This is a genomic window from Roseicella frigidaeris (assembly GCF_003258945.1).
In the GTDB taxonomy this organism is placed as follows: Bacteria; Pseudomonadota; Alphaproteobacteria; order Acetobacterales; family Acetobacteraceae; genus Paracraurococcus; species Paracraurococcus frigidaeris.
The window spans coordinates 1-17,853 of record NZ_QLIX01000022.1 but is presented as its reverse complement, the minus strand read 5'-3'; the positions used below and the strand labels follow the sequence as shown (position 1 = coordinate 17,853).

The following is a 17,853-nucleotide window of genomic DNA, read 5'->3' as shown; positions in this document are numbered from 1 at the left end:
CGTTCTACCCCGCCACCGTATCCGCCATGCGGGCGCCGCGGGCGCCGAGCGGGCGTTCCGGCCCGGAGGTGGTGTCGCGCGCCGTCTGGTGCTCCATCTCGGCATCCAGCTCCGCCCCGGCCAGCACCACCGTCGAGGAGATCCAGATCCAGGTCATGAAGCCGATCACCGCGCCGAGCGAGCCATAGGTCTCGTTGTAATTGCCGAAATTGGTCACGTACCAGGAGAAGCCGAGCGAGACGCCGAGCCAGCAGAGCGCGGCGAAGGCGCTCCCCCAGCTCACCCAGCGCCAGCGCGCGCGCCGCCGGCTCGGCCCGTAACGGTAGAGGAAGGCGAGGAAGAGGCCGATCACCAGCAGCATGATCGGCCAGCGCGCCAGCCGCAGCAGCATCTCGAGCTGTTGGTCGAGGCCGATGAAATGCAGCGCCACCGGGATCGCCACCACCGCCACCATGGCGAGGATGATGAGCAGGATGCCGCCCAGGGTAAAGCCGAGGGTAAGGGCGAGGCGCGCGAAGTAGCCGCGCTTCTCCGTCTCGCCATAGACGATGTTCAGCGAATCGACGAAGGCCTTCATCGCCTGGTTGGCCGACCAGAGCGAGGTGGCGAGGCCGATCAGCGCGCTGAGGCCGAGCGTGCCGCGGCCCTTCTCGGTGATGCGCTTCACCTGCTCGGTGATGATGTCCATGCCGCCGCCCGGGACGACGCCGGCGAGCGAGGCGAGGTGGTCGTTGATCGTCGCCGGCTCGGCGAAGAGGCCATAGATCGAGATCAGCGCCGCGATGGCGGGAAAGAGCGCCAGCAGCACGTAGAAGGTGATGCCGGCCGCCTCGGTCATCACCCGGTCCTCCATGATCTCCGAGGCCGTGCGCTTCAGGATGGCCCACCAGCCCGGCGCCGGGATCTGGCTTGGCGTCGTGGCGTGCCGGCCGCGGCGCGCGGCATCCGGCTCCCGGCCCGGCCGGGGCGGGGACTCCGGCGGCGCGGCGAGGCCCTGCGGCCCGGCCGGGTCCTCCAGCCGGCCGCCACGGCCGGCCAGCAGCAGCACCAGCCCACCGGCGGCGACGAGGGTGGCGAGAAGGGGGCTCGGGGCGCGCTCGGCCGGCATGGGGCGTCTCCGCAACGCAAGGGGCAACGGCCAAGCGAACGCGCGCCAGCCGCAATGGTGCCCGGCACCGCGGTACGATTTGCCGGCGAGCGGATTTCGCGGCATCTGGGGCGGAGCCAGTCCGGGAAGCCCTGCCATGCCCCTGCCGCGCCGCCTCCTGCTGGCCGCCGCCCTTGCCGCGCCGGCCCTGCGCACCGCCCGGGCGGAGGCCTGGCCGGACCGGGTGGTCACCCTGGTCGTGCCCTTCCTCGCCGGCGGCTCCACCGATATCGCGGCGCGGATCCTGGCCGAGCGGCTGGGCGCGGTGCTCGGCGGCGAGGCCGGGCCGGCGCGGATCGTGGTCGAGAACCGCTCGGGCGCCGGCGGCTCGGTCGGCGCGGAGTGGGTGCGGCACCGGCCCGCCGACGGCGCGACGCTGATGCTCGCCTCGGCCTCGGCGCTCGCCACCAACCCGGCGGCCCTGCCGCAGCAGACGCCCTACGACCCGATCGGGGACTTCACCCAGATCGCGCTCATCGGCGGCGGGCCCATCGTGTTGGTGGTGCCGGCCGCCTCGCCCTTCGGCGGCGTGCCGGAATTGCTGGCCGCCATCCGCGCCGCCCCCGGGCGCTACACCTGGGCGACCAGCGGGGCAGGGGGCATCGGCCATCTGACCGGGGAATACCTGAAGCTCCAGGCCGGCGGCCTGAAGGCCGAGCACGTGCCCTATCGCGGCGGCTCGGCGGTGATGGAGGCGCTGGCCAAGGGCGAGGTCGACTACTCGCTGGAGGTGCTGGCCTCGACCGCGCCGCATATCCGCGACGGGCTCTCGCGCGGCCTGGCCGTCAGCGCCCTGCAACGGCATCCGCTCTTCCCCGCCATCCCGACGCTCGCCGAATCCGGCCTGCCGGGCTTCGAGGTGACGACCTGGAACATGCTGGTGGCGCCGGCCGGGCTGCCGCCCGGGATCGTCGCGATCCTGGCGGCCGGGGTGCGCAAGGTGCTGGCGGAGGAGGCCACGGCGCAGCGCCTCGCCCAGGCCGGGGTCGACCCGGCGCCGCCCGGCTCGCCGGCCGAGGCGCGCGCCTTCCTGGTCACCGAGCTCGCCAAGTTCCGCGGCATCGTCGCGCAGTCCGGCCTCGAGCTCGGCCGCCGCTGAGCCGGGTTCGGTCGCCCGCGGCGCGCGGCCGGCAGGCCGGGCCGGATGCGGGCGGCGCCGGGCTTCGGCCCTTGTCAGCGGGAGGACGACCGCCGACCTTCCCAGGCATGCGCCGGCCTCTCGCCCTGCTGCTCCTCCTCCCCGGGCTCGGCCTGCTGCCCGCGCCGGGCCTCGCCCAGGCGCCCGGCCCGCCGCAGCGGCCGGCGGCGCGGGCGGCGGAGGCCCGCAAGGCCGAGCTGGACCGCGCCTTCGAGGCGCTGCGCAGCGCGCCCGACGCGGCCGGCGCCGCCCTGGTCGAGGCGCGGATCCGCACCCTCTGGGCGCAATCGGCCAGCGCCTCGGTGACGCTGCTGCTGCGCCGCGGCGCCCGCAACCTGGAGGCCCGGCTGCCCGAGGAGGCGCTCGAGGATTTCGACGCCGCGATCACCCTGCAGCCGGATTTCGCCGAGGCCTGGTACCTGCGCGCCCAGGCCTATGCGCAGGCCGGCGACAACGCCGCCGCGGCGCGCGACCTGCAGGAGGCGCTGCGCTGCGAGCCGCGGCACTGGCCGGCGCTGCTCAGCCTCTCGACCCTGCAGGATGGCGGCGGGAACCCGGTGGGCGCGCTGCGGTCGCTGGAAGCGGCGCTGGCCATCAACCCCCGCATGGCCGGCGGCGAGGAACGGCTGAAGGAGCAGCGCCGCAAGGCCGAGGGCGACGCCACCTGATGCCGGGGGCAGCCTTCCGGTTTGCCTGGGCTTCGCGCCCCTGGGCTTCGCGCGCCTGGGCTTCGCGCCCCCGGCCTTCGCGCCACTGGGCGCGGCGCCCGTTCGGGCGCTCGGCCCTGCGGACCGCGGGCCGGACCGTGGTGCGCCCATAGGCGCGGAGGCGGCCGGCACCGGCCATTCGGCTGGCTCGCAGCTCCGATGCACGTCATTCGTCGGCCGCATGGCGGTGATCCGCAGCGATGATTGGCGGCGGACCCGGCACGGGACCACCTTCCCCGACGAGAAGGCGGCGCCATGGGGCGCCGCCGCGACAGGACGATGTCCGTGACCGACCTTCTGACCGTTCTTCCCTGGGTGTTCGGCCTGGTGGCCGCCGCCGCCGCGGTGCAGGCCGCCAAGTGACGCCGACGGGCCGGCCGAGCGCCGGCCCGGACGTCGGGGCGGGGCCCCAAGGCGGGCCCTAGAGCAGATCCCGATCAGGTGGACTCACCTGATCGGGTGACGATGCTCTGAAAACAAAAGCCTGGGGTGCTTCTCCTGAACCGGTGTTCAGGGGAAGCGCCCTAGCGCGGCAGCGCATCCGGGCCCCGCCCGCATCGCCGCCACGCCGGCGCAATGCGCGGATGGCGGCGCCGCGGGGGCGGCGGCAGAGTGGCGGCATGACGCACATGGCCCCCATCCCCGACCTCCACCACCCGGTCCTCCTGGACGCGCTGGATGCGGCGCGCTGGGAGGCGGTGCTGGCGCGGGACCCGCAGCCCGCCTGCGGTCCCTTCCTCTATGCGGTGACGACGCAGGGCGTCTTTTGCCGGCCCGGCTGTCCCGCCCGGCCGCCGCTGCGGCGCAATGCCCGCTTCTACGCCGATGCCGCCGCCGCCGAGGCGGCCGGCTTCCGCGCCTGCAAGCGCTGCGACCCGAAGGGAGAGCGCGCCGGGCTGCATGCCGCGGCGATCCAGGCCGCCTGCGACCTGATCGAGCGGAGCGAGACCATCCCGAGCCTCGCCGCGCTGGCCGACCGCGCGGGCTATGCCCGGCACCATTTCCTGCGGCTGTTCAAGGAGATCACCGGCGTGACCCCGCGATCCTTCGCGGAGTCCGTGCGGGCCCGCCGGCTGCAGGCGGCGCTCCAGGCCGGCGACCGGGTGGCCGAGGCGGTGGCCGGCGCCGGCTATGGCAGCGAGAGCCGGGTCTACGAGGCGCCGGGCCGGGTGCTCGGCATGACCCCCGGCGCGGCGCGGCGGGGCGGCGCGGGCGAGACCATCCGCACCGCGACGGCCGAGAGCCCGCTCGGCCCGCTGATGGTGGGCGCGACGGCGAGCGGCGTCTGCTTCATCGGCTTCGCCGAGGATGTCGCGGCGCTGGAGGGGGATCTGCGGCATCGCTTCCCGCAGGCGCGGATCGAGCCGGCGCCGGCGGCGCTGGCCGGGACGATCCGGCAGGTGGTCGCCTTCCTCGAGGAGCCGAAGGCGGCGCTCGCCCTGCCGCTCGACCTGCGCGGCACCGCCTTCCAGCGGCGGGTCTGGGAGGCGCTGCAGGCCATCCCCTTCGGCGAGACCCGCAGCTATGGCGAGATGGCGGTGGCCATCGGCGCGCCGCGGGCGGTGCGCGCCGTCGCCCGGGCCTGTGCCCAGAACCATGTCTCCCTCGCCGTGCCCTGCCACCGGGTGGTCGGCAAGGATGGCGACCTCACCGGCTATCGCTGGGGCGTGCCGCGCAAGCGCGCCCTGCTGGCGAAGGAACGGGCGGCGAAGGGCTGATACCCGAGCGCAGGACGGTTTCACCGTCCTGCGCCTCGAGCGATGGTCAGGTCAGGGGAACGTCGCCCGCCCGGATGGGACCTGCTCCCGCGTCACCGGCTCTCGCCGGGGCCGCTGCCCTCGGGCGCCGAGGCGGGGATGGCCGGGCCACCCTCCCGCCGGGCCCGGGCGATGATGTCGGCCAGATCGCGCCGCTGCGCCTCCAGCCGCTGCTGCGCGGCGGCGATCTCGCCCTGCAGCCCATCGCGCCGCCGCTCCAGCGAGGCCACCTCGGTCCGCAGCGACTCCACCTCGCGGCGGAGCTGCGCCTGCTCCTCCTCGGTACGGGCGTTGCGGTCGAGGGCGGCGAGGGCGTTGCGCCGCTCGGCCAGGGCCTTCTCGGCATCGGCGGCCTCGGCGCGGGCGCTCTGCAGCCGCCGCTCCTCGGCGGCCGTGCCGGTCCGCAGCTCCGCCAGCCGCCGCTCCGCCGTGCCGATCTCGGTCCGCAGCTCGGCGCTGCGCTGCTCGAGCCCGCGCAGCGCCGCGGCGGCCTGGTCGCGCGCCGTGCCGAGCCGGGCGAGCTCCGCTTCCGCCTGGGTGACGGCGCCGCGGCGCTCGGCGAGCGTCGCCTCGGCCGCCGTGACCCCCTGGCGCAGCGTGGCGAGGCGGGCCTCGGTCTCGGCGGTGCCGCGGCTGAGCTCAGCAGTGCGGCCTTCCAGCCCCTTCACCCGCCGATCGGCCTCCTCGGCCGCCTGGGTGCTGCGGCCCAGCCGGGCATTCGCCTCGGCCAGCGCCCGCTCGGTGCCGGCCACCTGATCGCGCAGCGCGGCGAGGCGGGTCTCGGCCTCGCCGCCCGCCTGGCGGCGCTCGGCGAGCGAGCGCTCGGCCTCGGTGACGCTGCTGCGCAGCGCCTGCAGCCGCTGCTCCTCCTGCGCGACCCGCTCGCGCTGCCCGGCGAGGTTGCGGTCCTCGGTCACCGATTGCGCGCGCAGCCCGGCGAGCCGCTGCTCGGTCGCGGCCGCCTCGCTGCGGAGGGCCGCCAGGCGACGATCCTCGGCGCCGGTCCGCTCGGTGAGCGCGCCGAGGCGGGCATCCTGCGCCGCCACCTGGTCGCGCAGCTCGGCCAGGCGCCGCTCGGTGCTGCCGGACTGGTCGCGCAGCCCGGCGAGGCGGCGATCCTCGCTGCCGGCCTGGTCCTGCAGCAGCCCGAGGCGGCGCTCGGTCTCGGCCAGCGCGCCGCTGCGCGCGGTATGGGTCTGCTCGAGCTGGCCGGTCTCGGCCTGCACCCCGGCGAGGCGCTGCTCCTCGGCATCGAGCTGGGTGCGTTGCCGCCGGAGATCCGCCTCGGCGCTGCTGCGGCCGCGCTGCGCCGCGACGAGCGAGGCTTGGGCCTGACGCAGCCTGGCCTGCAAGGCGGCGAGGTCGCCGGCGGCCTGCCGCTCCTGCGCCAGCGTCGTCTCGAGCTCGGCCAGGCGCTGGCGCAGCGCGCCGCCCTCGGATTGCGAGGCGGTGAGGTCGTGCTGCAGGCCCTCGACCCGGGCCGAGCGCTCCAGCGTCAGGCCGCAGCCGGCCAGCATGGGCAGGGCGGCCCCCAGGGCCACCAGGGCCGGTCCCGGCCGGCGCGACGACCACTGCATGATGCTCTCCCCCTGTCCCCCAGAGGCGGCATGGCGCCCGCTGGCGGTCCATGGGTCAATCACCCAGGCGGGCCGGCGCGGGGCCGGGGCCATCACGATCCTGTTTGCCGCCCGGCGCCCCACACCCGGCGCCGCCACGGGTCAGGGAGGCGGGGCGCCGCCGCCGGAGCGCTGCACCTCGGCATTGCTGATGCCGCCCATGATGCGGCCGGTGCCGGGCTTGATCGGCGCCTGCACGCCGGTGCCTTCCGGCACGCGCTGCACCTCGGCATTGCTGATGCCGCCCATGATGCGGCCGGTGCCGGGCACGATCGGCGCCTGCGCGCCGCTGCCCTGCGGCAAGCGTTGCACCTCGGCGTTGCTGATGCCGCCCATGATGCGGCCGGTGCCGGGCACGATCGGCGCGGCGGCGCTGGCCCCCGGCTGCGGCGCCATCGCGGCGGGCCGCGGCGGGCGGTCCTGGCAGGCCGTGAGCGCCAGCAGGCCCATGGCGAGCGCGGCGGGTCCTGCCAGAGGAATCTTGGTCATCGTTCCATTCCCTGTTTGGTGCCGGCCGGACTGGCGATGCGCCAGCGGCAGCGCAACCCGACAACGTGCGGGCAGGGACTTCTTTCCCTTCTGTAATGCCGAAATCATGCCGGGGCCTTCGCCGCCCCGCCGGGCGCATGGCTCCGGCCTTTCGGTCCCGGGGGCCGGCTGGGGCAGGGCGCTAGCGGATGGTCGCCACCCGCAGCGCGTTGGTGGTGCCGGCGGTGCCGAAGGGCACGCCGGCGGTGACCACCACCTCCTCGCCGGCGGCGGCGAAGCCCTCCTGCAGGGCCGCCCGGGTCGCCTTGGCGACCATGTCGCTCATCGCATGCGGCTCCTGCGTCACCACCGGATGCACGCCCCAGACCACGGCGAGGCGGCGGGCGATCTCCAGGCTGGCGGTGAGGCCGAGGATCGGGCAGTCCGGCCGCTCCCGGGCCACGCGGAAGGTGGTGCTGCCGGTGCTGGTGAAGGTGGCGATCACCTGCGCCTTGATGGTGTGCGCCACCTGCCGGGCGGCGGCGGCGATGGCGCCGGCGCTGGTCGGCTCGGGCTCGGGCCGCGCGGCATCCGTCATCCGCCGCCAGTCGGCATCCTGCTCCACCCGGGCGAGGATGCGGTCCATCATGTTGACCGCCTCGAAGGGGTACTGGCCGGCGGCGGTCTCGGCCGAGAGCATCACCGCATCGGCGCCGTCGAAGACCGCGGTGGCCACGTCGGAGGCCTCGGCGCGGGTCGGGGCGGGGGCGGCGATCATGCTCTCGAGCATCTGGGTCGCCACCACCACCGGCTTGCCGGCGGCCTTGGCGGCGCGGACGATGCGCTTCTGGATCAGCGGCACCTCCTCGGGTGGGCATTCGACGCCGAGATCGCCCCGCGCCACCATGACGCAATCGGTCAGCGCCATGATGGCGTCGAGATTCTCGACCGCCTGCGGCTTCTCCATCTTCACCATGATCAGCGCCCGGCCATCGGCGATGCGCCTGGCCTCGGCCACGTCCTCCGGCCGCTGCACGAAGGAGAGGCCGATATACTCGATGCCGTGCGAGAGGATGAAGGCGAGGTCCTCGCGGTCCTTCGCGGTCAGCGCCGGGATGGGCAGGGCGACATCGGGGACGTTGACGCCCTTGCGGTCGGAGAGCGGGCCGCCCACCACCACCTCGGTCTCCAGGTGGTCGCCGCGCACATGGGTGACGCGCAGGCGCAGCTTGCCGTCGTCGAGCAGCAGGGTGGTGCCGATCTGCGCCGCCTTGATGATCTCCGGATGCGGCAGCTCGACGCGGCTGACATTGCCGGGCGTCGGGTTCAGGTCGAGGCGGAAGGGCTGGCCGGTCTGCAGCTGCACCCGCCCGCCCTGGAAGCGGCCGACGCGCAGCTTCGGGCCCTGGACATCGGCGAGGATGCCGATGGGGCGGCCGACCTTGGCCTCGATGGCGCGGATGATGGCGATGCGCTCGGCATGGTCGGCATGGGTGCCGTGGGAGAAGTTCAGCCGGAAGACATCGGCGCCGGCGCGGTAGAGCCGCTCGATCACCTCGGCGGAGGAGCTGGCCGGGCCCAGCGTGGCGACGATCTTGGTCCGCCGGCGGCGGCGGAGCGGGATGCGCGGGGCCATGCGGAGCTTCCCTTCGGGCGGCGGATGGAGGTCCGGGCGAAGCTGGTAGGGCGGCAGGTCGAGCAGCCGCGACAGCTCCAGCACCCGGTCGGCCGGGACCCGCTGCCATTGCGACACGGCGGCGGGGGTGATGCCGAGGGCGGTGGCGATCTTCGCGCCGGTGCCGCGGCGGTTCAGCAGGTCGTCGAGGATGGCGTCTCTCATGCAGGCGAGTCTAGGCAGCTTAAGCTCCAGCTTCCAGGCTTAAGTTCAGACGTTTTGACTTAATATTAAGTTATCGCACAGCCGTGTTCAGGCGATCAGCACGATCCGCACATCGTTCACATTGGTCAGGGTCGGCCCGGTCACCACCAGGTCGCCCAGCGCCCGGAACAGGCCGGTGCTGTCATGCCCGGCGAGCGCCGCGCGCGGGTCGCGCCCCAGCGCCCGCGCCCGTGCGAGCGTATCCGGCGTGGCGATGGCCCCGGCGGCATCGGACTTGCCGTCGATCCCGTCGGTGTCGCAGCAGAGCGCCCAGACCCCGGGCGCGCCGTCGAGCGCCAGGGCCAGGCCGAGCAGGGTCTCGGTGCCGCGCCCGCCCTCGCCGGCGGGGCCGTCGATCGTCACCGTGGTCTCGCCGCCCGAGAGCAGCACCGCGCCGCGCCCGACCGGCTCGCCATGCGTCGCGGCCGAGAGGGCGATGCCGCCCAGCACCTGGCCGACCGCGCGCGCCTCCCCCTCCAGCGCATCGCCGAGGATGAGCGGCGCGAGGCCGAGCGCCCGCGCCTCCTCGGCCATGGCCCGCAGCGCCATCAGCGGCGTGGCGATCATCCGCAGCTCGGTCCCGGCGAGGCGCGGATCGCCGGGCTTCGGCGTCTCCTCCCGCGCCGCCTCCAGATGCCGCATCGCCGCCTCGGGCAGGCGCATGCGGTACTGCGCGGCCAGCGCCCGGGCCTCGGCGAAGGTGGTGGGGTCGGCGACGGTCGGGCCGGAGGCGATGACCGCCGGGTCGTCCCCCGGCACGTCGGAGATGGCGAGGGTCAGCACCCGGGCGGGATGCGCCGCCGCCGCCACCCGGCCGCCGGAGAAGGCCGAGAGATGCTTGCGGATGCAGTTCATGGCGTCGATCGGCGCGCCGCAGCGCAGCAGCTCGCGGTTCACCGCGACCAGCGCCTCGAGCGAGAGGCCGGGGGCGGGCAGGGTGGAGAGCGAGGAGCCGCCGCCCGAGACCAGGAACAGCACGAGATCCTCGGCGGCGAGGCCCCGCACCGCCGCCAGGATCTCCGCCGCCGCGGCGGCGCCCTGCGCGTCCGGCACCGGATGGCTGGCGAAGCGCACCGGGATGCGGCGGGCGGGCGGCGGCTCGGGCAGGTCGGCGCCATGGGTGGTGATGACGAGGCCGGTGAGCGGCACCTCCGGCCAGGCCCGCTCGACCGCGAGCGCCATCTTCGCCGCCGCCTTGCCGACGCCGACCACGACGACGCGGCCCTGCCGCGGCGGCTCGGGCAGATGCGCGGCGAGGCCGGCGAGCGGATCGGCGGCGCGCACCCCGGCCTCGAAGAGCCGGCGCAGCGCGGCCCGCGCCCGGTTGTCGTCCCAGCCCTCGTTCCGCTCCGCCATGGCGCCCTCCCTGCCTGCTGCCGCTCCGCCCCGCGGACCGTGGCCCGCCAGGCGCCCCCGGCCCAAGACTTCTATGGGCATGGCTGGCCCGGTGCCATGGGGCCGCGGCGGAGGCTTGTCGGGTGCGGCCCGGCGACCCCAGATGGGATGCTGACATGGGACGAGACACCGGAGGACCGATCATGGCCGTACCCGCGATGGACGAGGCGACCCGCACCGAGCTCGAGGCCGCCGCCTTCCGCAAGCTGGTCGAGCATCTGCGCGCCCGCACCGACGTGCAGAACATCGACCTGATGAACCTCGCCGGCTTCTGCCGGAACTGCCTCTCGCGCTGGTACCGCGAGGGGGCGGAGGCGCGCGGCATCCCGCTGGCCGACCCGGAGGCGCGGGAGATCGTCTACGGCATGCCCTACAAGGAGTGGCAGGCGAAGCACCAGACGGAGGCCTCGGCCGAGCAGAAGGCGCGCTTCGCCGCGGCGAATCCCGGGCATTGAGCATCCGGCCCGCGAGGTGCGTGGGTCGCCCGCGGGCCGCGCGGACCAGCGGGCCATGACGGCGGCGGCACCGCCGCCGAGTCGCGCCCGGCCGCGCAGGGCGGCGCCTGCCGCCGCGCCAGGCGGCCCAGGGGGGCGGTCGGTTTGCCTTGCTGACCCGTCCCCCGACCGGTAAACCCGCGGCCCTTGGCTTTGGGGGGCCATGGCATGAGTGACGTGGAAGAGGCAGCCCGCGAGAGCCGGGCCCGCCAGGCGGCCGATCCGGATCCCGAGGTCGGCGGCATCGCGGCCGATCGGCTGCGTAGCATCATCGAGCGCATCGAGCGGCTGGAGGAAGAGCGCAAGGCGCTCGCCGGCGACATCAAGGACATTTTCGCCGAGGCGAAGAGTGCCGGCTTCTAAACGCCCCTGAAGCTCGTACTGTGTATGTAAACCCAATGGGTTAGGGCGAGTACATGTCCTAGGAATGCGTACTTTCCGTCGGAGGACGTCTGGCAAAGTACGCGGCCGACGTGTGCCATATCCGTCGCGTTGGAGAACCGGGGACTTGGAGGTCGCCACCGCTGGTCAACTGCAAGAATGGCGGGTGCAGCAGGCCTGTGAGCCAAAGCATGCACTCGCTTTCGCCCTGCTGAACGTCACCCACATCGAGATTGAGAGACCCATGTCTGACGTGCCCTTCGACACCGTCGACGACGCTGCTGCTAGCCGTGCTAGGCAGGCCGCCAACCCGGACCCCGAGGTAGGCGGTATTGCCGCGGATCGGCTTCGGTCGATCATTGAACGCATTGAAAGGCTGGAGGAAGAGCGGAAGGCTCTGGCCAATGACATAAAAGACATCTACGTTGAAAGTAAATCGGCAGGTTTCGAGCCGGGTATTATCAAGCAACTGATCCGACTCCGTAAGAAAGAGCCCTCCGAAGTGGAAGAGCAAGAGACTCTTCTTGAGCTCTACAAGCGTGCCCTGGGCATGTAAGTTTAGCTTTCGAGTATAGTGGCTCGGAAATTTCTGTTCTGAATCGTTGTGCTTCACTCTGGAGGCCTCAGTCCATATGTAAGCGTCCTCCTTCGGCTGCCTTGCGACGCGGTGCGCTGATCGGCTGACCTGCCTGGCTGCTGGGTGGTGCGGGGGTCCGTTGCCGCCTGTAAGCCTAGGGGTAAGGGCGGTGCCGGACGGTCGGTTGGGCGAGGTGATCAGCGTGGTGGCGCGTCGTCGCCGCTGGACGCTCGATCAGAAGCTGGCGTTGGTGGAGGAGGTGTCGCGGCCTGGCGCGTCGGCTGCGGCGGTGGCCGACCGGCATGGCCTGAGCCGGAGCCTGCTGTTCGAGTGGCGGCGGCAGGTGCGCGAGGGGACGATGCCGGGCGTGGTGCGCACCGAGACGGCCCCGGCGCTGGTGCCGGTCCGCATCGTGGAGGACGCGCCGCCGAAGGAGGCACCGCGCCCGCCACCGTCGTCGCGCGGGTCTGGCGAGCGATCGGTCAAGTCGGCGGCGATGGTGGAGGTGGTGCTGTCGAACGGCCGGGTGTTGCGGGCTTCCGAGGCGATCCGGCCGGAGGTGCTGGGGCGGCTGGCGGCGGCGCTGGACGCCTGATGCTGGCGCTGCATGCCGGGATGCGCGTCCATCTGGCGCTCGGCGCGACGGACATGCGCAAGGGGTTTGACGGCTTGGCGGCGCAGGTGCAGACGGTGCTGAAGGTCGACCCGTTCTCCGGCCACCTGTTCCTTTCCAGAGGCAGGCGTGCCGATCGCGCGACATTCTGCATCCTTTCCTTCAGAGACTTGGTAGTCGCATGGCGACATCTCTTTGATATCCCTGAAGATTCTTCGGCCGACGCTCCTTCACGCGCTGTAGGCCGGCGATGACGGGTTCGGATGCCAGCGCCGCGGTGAGGATTTTCCATGGTGCGTACGGCATCGCCTGCTCGGCCGGCAGGGTGCCTTCCCGGATAAGCCTCAGGACCGAGGGGATGCAGATCCCGAACCGCCGAGCTGCCTCCTGAACGCCGACCGTCGGCGGGGCGGTATCCTGTGCCACGAACGCTGGGATCCCGAGGCGCTCCCTGACCTCGCGTACGCTGACCGACGTCCAGTTCTCGCCGGCGGCGGTCCTGCAGCGCATCCTGTTTAGCGTTACGGCGATCTCGCGGTCAGGCCATTCCTGTGCTAGGCGGCGCACCACCTCGGTCGGGGAGCGGGCCGGCTCGGCCTGACGCGGCTTGCATCTGACGCGCGCTATGCGGGCCTCGGTGTGCCGTCCACCCATCCAGTGGACGATCAGCACGGCCTCATGCGTCGCGTCGTCGAGGTCGATGACCACTTCGCGGACCAGGATGTGGGTGAGGCGCTGGCGGGTGCGGTTGTCAGCCGTTGGCGCGTTCCACGCCGCGGGAAGGTCCTCAGCGAGCTGCAGCAGGGCATCACGGTCGACCTGCGGCCGTGATGCTGCCGCGGCACGTGCGGCGGCAATCCGCCGTTCGAGCGCGCTCACCTTCTCCAGCGCCGTATTCCACCGCGCCTCCAACTCCCGCGCGACGTGCCGCTTGGCTGGATCCACGAGTTCGTACCTGCGGGCGGCGAGCGAGGCTTCGTAGCGCGCCGCCTCCAGGTCGCGCTCGAGCGCCTTGGCCAGCGCATCGTCTGTGGCCGAGGCCTTCTCCGCCGCCAGCAACGCGGCCTCGACGGCATGTCCTGACACCGCTTCGAGCATGAGGACCGTGAGCGCCTGGTCGACCCGTACGCCACCGATCCCGATGCAGAGGCCAGCCCCGACATGCGCATCATCGCCACGGCACTGGTAGCGATGCGCGTGGCCGGACTGAACCCCGTAGAATACCCGCATCATCCGACCGCAACGGCCACAGCGAACGAGACCGGTCAGCAGCGCCCGCCCGCCGCGAGCGGCCTTGCGTGAGGCACGCTTCTGCATGTGGGCGTTCTCCCCGAACATGCGCAGGTTCTCCTCGAACTCTGCCCAGCTGATGTAGCCTTCATGGTTGTCGCGGATCAGGGCGCCCCATTCCGCCATCGGGCGATCGTGGCCGCTGGTCTTGCGGGCACGACCGTTCTCCACGCGGATGCGGTTGCCGCGCCGCGCGAAGGCATAGGCACCGGCGTAAATAGGGTTGTGCAGGATCTGCACGACCGTGTGGTAGGCCGGCGCCCGCCAGGTGATCCAGCATACCGCGACATTGCGCTGCACCACGGGGAGCGTGATGCCCGCGTTGCGGGCCCAGAGGAACAACTGCCGCGCGCTGCCGAGCTCTCGGTACTTCGCAAACACCATCCGGATTGCGCCGGCGACCCGCTCGTCCGGGGCGAGCTCGATGCGCCCATCCTCGCTCCAGCAGTAGCCAGGGGGCAGGGTGAACTGCAGCGCACCGCGCCGGGCCTTGCCGTCGCGTGCCTCAATGCCACGCTGCCGCAGCAGGCTGAGTTCGTACGCGCTCATCGTGCCTTTCAGCCCCAGCAGGAGCCGATCGTTGACGAGGCGAGGATCGTAAACTCCGTCAGGGTCGATCACCAGCGTCGCGGCAAGGGCGCAGAGATCAACCAAGTGGTGCCAGTCCCGCCCGTTGCGGGCGAGGCGCGAGGCCTCGATGCAGAACACTGCGTCGACCTCCCCTGCGCAGACCGCCGTCACGAGCCGCTGGAATCCCGGGCGCTCAGCAGCACCCGATCCCGAGCGGCCGAGATCCTCATCGATTACGATGACGGACGCAAAGCCGGCGGCACGCGCCTGGTCCGCTAGCGCATACTGCCTGCGCTTGCTCTCCGTGTTGCCTAACACATGCGACATGGTCGATTGGCGGACATAGACCTAGCCGAGGTTCGGCGAAGCGCCCGCGCCTAATCACCCACGCCGCCCGACCAACACACAGCGCCTCCGCGACCCCGAGATAGGTCGCGCCAGGTTCGACAGGCCAGCACAACCCGGATACGTTGCGCGAGCGCCTGGCCCACCCTGCACTGGCACAGTAGCTGCAACAGCTGCGGGACCTCGGGGCATGGCGCGCCTCCAATGCTCCCGTCACGCCTCATAGCGAGATCGGAGAGGAAGTTCCGACTCACTTGTCCCACGACGTACGACCGGTCATCAGCGAGAATCCGGTGACTCGCTGCGAGGCTCTGCTTACTGCGGTTCTGAGGAGAGCGCGAGGACCGACGAGGATGGATTGCTCCGTGGCCCTCGTAATAGCGGTGTAGAGCCACTGGCGCGTCAACATGGCCTTACTGTCGAGCGCGACCACGACCCTCGCCGCCTCGGAACCTTGGCTCCGGTGCGCAGTGATCGCCCATGCCGGCTGAATGTCAGCTCGGTACTCGTCCTTGACCGGTGTGCTACGCCCTCCTGAGCCCCACGCAATCTCGACAGGTTCGAGACTGGCTACGATGCCCGTTTCACCGTTCATAAGGCCAAACTTATAATGGTTGCGGCACATGATCACCGGATCTCCCACGGAGATCCAAGGACATAGCGGGCCGAGCCTGATGCCCTCAGCTCCCTGACTCTGACGCCGCGCCATCTCTGCTCGATTGATGCCCGCCACCGTCGCGCGCAAGCCGGCCACGACCAAAACCTCATCGCCCGGCCTTTCCTGAAGCAGCCTGTCACGTATCGCCCTCACGCGCTCTTCTACGGCCGGTAGGGCGCATTCCGCTAGGTGCGCCCCTGTCGCGGGTCCGGCGAAGGGCGGCAGTTCCGGCTCGCGTCCCTCCCGGATTGCCGAAGCAACATTGAGAAGCGGATTATCATCCGCTTGGCGCAGGACACGTGTCAGCTCAGCCACACCTTTCCCAGCCTCAACCAAATCGTGGAAGCATTGCCCAAGTCCGATCGGCGGAAGCTGGAATCGGTCGCCTATTTGCACTAGGCGCGAACCGTCCGGCATGCGTCGCACAAGGTCATACAGTGACCCCAGGTCGATCATGCTGGCCTCGTCAAGGATGAGCATGGTACTCGCGTCGAGCTTCGGAGGGAAATCTCCGCACCCGATTTCATCCTCGCTCGGCCCCCTGGCAGATGTGTGCGTCAGATCCTTGGCCCAGCGGTCGCCTTCGGAGGTTTCAACCAACTTGCCCGCTGCGACCAGCTCAGTGCGACGGTCAAGCCCGGCAACGAGGCGCGCTATCGTCATCGCTCCTTCACCGACCGCCATTGAGAGACGCAGTGCCGCCTTACCGCTCAGGGCCGCCATCTCGACCCTCCCGCCGGCACCGCGCCATGCGGTGACCAAAACCTTTACGGCCGTGGTCTTCCCAACACCTGCACCGCCCTGGAGCAGAGCGACATGTTCACGCAGCAGGACACTGACGGCGAGGCGCTGCTCGTCCGTGAGCGTGAGTCTGGTGGCAGCTTCGGCTTGGTGCACCAGATCGAGGGCACGCAGATCGGCCATGACATCGTAGGGTCCGTTAGCCGTCCGCAGCCGTTGCAAATGCTGCTGGAGCGCGGTTTCAATACGGGCTGCGCCCGGTGCGCGCAGAAGGCTACCAAGGGGCAGCAGCTTGCCTCGTGCTATCCCAGCCGCAAGTGCTTGTGCCGACGCGACACCCTTCCTTGTCAAACGCCGCTTGACCTCCTCAGGCGTGGCAGCCGTGTGACCTTCCGCCAGGAGATCTCGGATGACGCTGTCGCAGGCTCCGACCAGCCGGTCGGGATGGTGCAAGCTCGTGTGAGCTCCTACGGTAGGAGCCAGGAGGCGTTGCCCCAGGTGATCGGCGAACTTCCAGGGAAGGACGGCGGCGACAGCATAAGGACGCTCGCAAAGCCGGACCCATGCATCAATATTGCCGATCAGTCGCCAGAGACGTCGGGCAGCAGCGGCGTTCTCAATGCCATGCTGTTCGAGCTGCGCTAGAAACTCGGCTTCCGCAATGCCAACACCCTCCTCAGCCTGCCTCTCAATGTGGGAGGCCTGTACGAGCGCGGCGAGCTTCATCGCCAAGAGCGGTCGTGACGGATCCAGCACACGTGAGATCTCGTCCTGCTGTGACGGGTCGCTCAGGGCCTCGATGAGGTCGAAGCCCCAGCGATCGAGGAGACGTCTGGCGCGCTGCTCGCCCACACCAGGCAGGCTCTTGAGCCAAGGCATCAGGAGACGGCCCGAGGGACGAACCCGTGACAAGCGGGTGGCTGCAATGCGGCGGTGGTCAAACCCTCGCTCATCACGCCAGCGATGCACCTCGCCCTCGACCGCGTAGACTTCACCTACAACCGGAAAGATCGGCTCCCCCGTAGAGACAATCACGCGGTGGCCATCAGCGGCGGGGCCTGAGAACAGCGCACCGAAGTCGCGCCGTGACAGCACGCGCTCGACGGCGACCTCGATCACGTCAGATCCCACGTCGATCCTTGCTCCGCAAGCAGCCGCAGGCGCTCCTGAAGGGCAGTATTCTCCAGCCGGAGCCGGGCAATTTCTGCACGGGCCTCCCGCAGGTTCTCCATGAGCGCTTCGTTGGCTACCGTTGCTTCGGTTGCCGCTCGACCGTCTTCGGCAGCCCTGCGGGCCGTGGCCGCGATCCGATCCTCAACGATCTTGTCAGCTACAGCGGCCTCGACGCGAGCACCGATGGGAAGCAACCGGTGTTCTCGCGCGATGGCATTCACAGCAGCCTTGAGCGAATCCTTCTTGTAGAAGTGCTGCGCATCGGCGACGGGGAGGCCAAGTGTATGACATAAAGCGAGCACGTTGACCTTGCCGTCCTTTGTAGCTGGAAGCCGCCTCCCGTCGTGGAGGAAGGCTTCCAGCCGGCCGGCAATATCGGCCTCAACGTCGCGTTTAGGCATTGGAACTCCTCCTGGGTGGAGTCCTTCCGAGCACGTTGGACGGGAGGTCGCGTCGGTGCTGGGCCTCACGACACGCCGTGGCGGCGAAACCCTGGGTTTTCGCCGGGCCACTGCAGGCCGCTCCAGCCGGAGGCATCATTCCTGCAGTCTCGGCGCCGCACCGGGCGACGGCAGTGCGGGTTTCCCAGAAGCTGCCATCAGGCCTTCGTGCAGGGCGATCAGGCCTGACAGGAGACCCGATTCGAGCAGAGGGGTGTATGGAGGCTTGGCCCGGTGCAAGCGCCTGCCGTCGTAGACTAGGCCGTGGCTCCGGAGCACATCCTCCGATGTTAGTGCTTTGACAACACGTTCAAGAGCCGACACCTGTGACGGGTTAACAGCTGAGGCACCGTCCTGCTGTGGTGCGGATTCCGGAGCATGTCGGCCACTGATTCCGATTTGAAGTCGGCCGGTGATTCCGGGATGAAGTCGGCCATTCCGATCTGAAGTCGGCCACCCCCTGC

Annotated in this window: 15 protein-coding genes and 2 pseudogenes; 8 read left to right on the top strand and 9 right to left on the bottom strand. The window is 71.2% G+C overall.

The window, feature by feature from the left end; genetic code table 11:
- Positions 1-4 precede the first annotated feature (4 nt).
- A complete protein-coding gene (locus tag DOO78_RS21005; RefSeq protein WP_207802996.1) occupies positions 5-1,108 on the bottom strand; it encodes a YihY/virulence factor BrkB family protein in 1,104 nt (367 codons plus the stop codon).
- 136 nt (positions 1,109-1,244) lie between these two features.
- Here DOO78_RS21005 and DOO78_RS21000 point away from each other — a divergent pair, with 136 nt between their 5' ends.
- The 3 genes from DOO78_RS21000 to ada all read left to right on the top strand — a co-directional run bounded on the left by DOO78_RS21000 (position 1,245) and on the right by ada (position 4,710).
- Positions 1,245-2,246: a Bug family tripartite tricarboxylate transporter substrate binding protein gene (locus DOO78_RS21000; protein WP_165839014.1), complete on the top strand. Its 1,002-nt coding sequence runs from the start codon at positions 1,245-1,247 to the stop codon at positions 2,244-2,246.
- A gap of 107 nt (positions 2,247-2,353) precedes the next feature.
- Positions 2,354-2,953, top strand: coding sequence for a tetratricopeptide repeat protein (locus DOO78_RS20995; protein ID WP_111471841.1), 600 nt, complete (start codon positions 2,354-2,356; stop codon positions 2,951-2,953).
- A gap of 659 nt (positions 2,954-3,612) precedes the next feature.
- Positions 3,613-4,710 (top strand): bifunctional DNA-binding transcriptional regulator/O6-methylguanine-DNA methyltransferase Ada, encoded by a 1,098-nt coding sequence (gene ada, locus DOO78_RS20990; protein ID WP_243634693.1) that lies wholly within the window; start codon positions 3,613-3,615, stop codon positions 4,708-4,710.
- Between the two features lie 92 nt (positions 4,711-4,802).
- On the opposite strand, the gene DOO78_RS20985 is transcribed toward ada, so the two are convergent.
- From DOO78_RS20985 to DOO78_RS20970, 4 genes are all read right to left on the bottom strand, one after another.
- Positions 4,803-6,290, bottom strand: a complete 1,488-nt coding sequence (locus tag DOO78_RS20985) for a coiled-coil domain-containing protein (protein WP_128080108.1) — start codon at positions 6,288-6,290, stop codon at positions 4,803-4,805.
- Positions 6,291-6,467: 177 nt separating this feature from the next.
- Positions 6,468-6,854, bottom strand: a complete 387-nt coding sequence (locus tag DOO78_RS20980; RefSeq protein ID WP_128080107.1) for a hypothetical protein — start codon at positions 6,852-6,854, stop codon at positions 6,468-6,470.
- Positions 6,855-7,035: 181 nt separating this feature from the next.
- Positions 7,036-8,673: a pyruvate kinase gene (pyk, locus tag DOO78_RS20975; protein ID WP_111471838.1), complete on the bottom strand. Its 1,638-nt coding sequence runs from the start codon at positions 8,671-8,673 to the stop codon at positions 7,036-7,038.
- A gap of 87 nt (positions 8,674-8,760) precedes the next feature.
- Positions 8,761-10,068: a glycerate kinase type-2 family protein gene (locus DOO78_RS20970; RefSeq protein ID WP_111471837.1), complete on the bottom strand. Its 1,308-nt coding sequence runs from the start codon at positions 10,066-10,068 to the stop codon at positions 8,761-8,763.
- 182 nt (positions 10,069-10,250) lie between these two features.
- Here DOO78_RS20970 and DOO78_RS20965 point away from each other — a divergent pair, with 182 nt between their 5' ends.
- The 5 genes and pseudogenes from DOO78_RS20965 to tnpB all read left to right on the top strand — a co-directional run bounded on the left by DOO78_RS20965 (position 10,251) and on the right by tnpB (position 12,426).
- Positions 10,251-10,562, top strand: coding sequence for a DUF1244 domain-containing protein (locus DOO78_RS20965; RefSeq protein ID WP_243634690.1), 312 nt, complete (start codon positions 10,251-10,253; stop codon positions 10,560-10,562).
- 207 nt (positions 10,563-10,769) lie between these two features.
- Positions 10,770-10,961 (top strand): annotated as a pseudogene (locus tag DOO78_RS20960) (GapR family DNA-binding domain-containing protein); the annotation flags it as partial.
- Between the two features lie 265 nt (positions 10,962-11,226).
- Positions 11,227-11,538 (top strand): DUF2312 domain-containing protein, encoded by a 312-nt coding sequence (locus tag DOO78_RS20955; protein WP_111471895.1) that lies wholly within the window; start codon positions 11,227-11,229, stop codon positions 11,536-11,538.
- 214 nt (positions 11,539-11,752) lie between these two features.
- On the top strand, positions 11,753-12,154 hold the full coding sequence (tnpA, locus tag DOO78_RS20950) for an IS66-like element accessory protein TnpA (RefSeq protein WP_243634707.1): 402 nt from the start codon (positions 11,753-11,755) through the stop codon (positions 12,152-12,154).
- Positions 12,154-12,426 carry an IS66 family insertion sequence element accessory protein TnpB gene (tnpB, locus tag DOO78_RS28575; protein ID WP_111471834.1) on the top strand — a complete coding sequence of 91 codons (273 nt, stop codon included), beginning with the start codon at positions 12,154-12,156 and terminating at the stop codon, positions 12,424-12,426. The genes tnpA and tnpB overlap by 1 nt, the downstream gene beginning before the upstream one ends.
- On the opposite strand, the gene DOO78_RS28475 is transcribed toward tnpB, so the two are convergent.
- From DOO78_RS28475 to DOO78_RS27150, 4 genes and pseudogenes are all read right to left on the bottom strand, one after another.
- A complete protein-coding gene (locus DOO78_RS28475) occupies positions 12,335-13,489 on the bottom strand; it encodes a zinc ribbon domain-containing protein (protein WP_279387820.1) in 1,155 nt (384 codons plus the stop codon). The genes tnpB and DOO78_RS28475 overlap by 92 nt on opposite strands.
- Positions 13,490-13,519: 30 nt before the next feature.
- Positions 13,520-14,368, bottom strand: a pseudogene (locus tag DOO78_RS28470) (recombinase family protein); the annotation flags it as partial.
- A gap of 259 nt (positions 14,369-14,627) precedes the next feature.
- On the bottom strand, positions 14,628-16,895 hold the full coding sequence (locus DOO78_RS20935) for an AAA family ATPase (protein ID WP_111471832.1): 2,268 nt from the start codon (positions 16,893-16,895) through the stop codon (positions 14,628-14,630).
- Positions 16,892-17,350, bottom strand: a complete 459-nt coding sequence (locus DOO78_RS27150) for a hypothetical protein (RefSeq protein ID WP_128080106.1) — start codon at positions 17,348-17,350, stop codon at positions 16,892-16,894. Before DOO78_RS27150 ends, DOO78_RS20935 begins: the two co-directional genes overlap by 4 nt.
- Positions 17,351-17,853 lie beyond the last annotated feature (503 nt).

What these genes read in the sequence shown, in the direction of transcription:
- ada (WP_243634693.1), top strand. Translation starts at nt 3,613, where the DNA reads ATGACGCACATGGCCCCCATCCCCGACCTCCACCACCCGGTCCTCCTG.
- pyk (WP_111471838.1), bottom strand. Translation starts at nt 8,673, where the DNA reads ATGAGAGACGCCATCCTCGACGACCTGCTGAACCGCCGCGGCACCGGC.
- DOO78_RS27150 (WP_128080106.1), bottom strand. Translation starts at nt 17,350, where the DNA reads ATGCCTAAACGCGACGTTGAGGCCGATATTGCCGGCCGGCTGGAAGCC.
- DOO78_RS28475 (WP_279387820.1), bottom strand. Translation starts at nt 13,489, where the DNA reads ATGCAGAAGCGTGCCTCACGCAAGGCCGCTCGCGGCGGGCGGGCGCTG.
- tnpB (WP_111471834.1), top strand. Translation starts at nt 12,154, where the DNA reads ATGCTGGCGCTGCATGCCGGGATGCGCGTCCATCTGGCGCTCGGCGCG.
- DOO78_RS20955 (WP_111471895.1), top strand. Translation starts at nt 11,227, where the DNA reads ATGTCTGACGTGCCCTTCGACACCGTCGACGACGCTGCTGCTAGCCGT.
- DOO78_RS20995 (WP_111471841.1), top strand. Translation starts at nt 2,354, where the DNA reads ATGCGCCGGCCTCTCGCCCTGCTGCTCCTCCTCCCCGGGCTCGGCCTG.
- DOO78_RS20970 (WP_111471837.1), bottom strand. Translation starts at nt 10,068, where the DNA reads ATGGCGGAGCGGAACGAGGGCTGGGACGACAACCGGGCGCGGGCCGCG.
- DOO78_RS21005 (WP_207802996.1), bottom strand. Translation starts at nt 1,108, where the DNA reads ATGCCGGCCGAGCGCGCCCCGAGCCCCCTTCTCGCCACCCTCGTCGCC.
- DOO78_RS21000 (WP_165839014.1), top strand. Translation starts at nt 1,245, where the DNA reads ATGCCCCTGCCGCGCCGCCTCCTGCTGGCCGCCGCCCTTGCCGCGCCG.
- DOO78_RS20965 (WP_243634690.1), top strand. Translation starts at nt 10,251, where the DNA reads ATGGCCGTACCCGCGATGGACGAGGCGACCCGCACCGAGCTCGAGGCC.
- DOO78_RS20980 (WP_128080107.1), bottom strand. Translation starts at nt 6,854, where the DNA reads ATGACCAAGATTCCTCTGGCAGGACCCGCCGCGCTCGCCATGGGCCTG.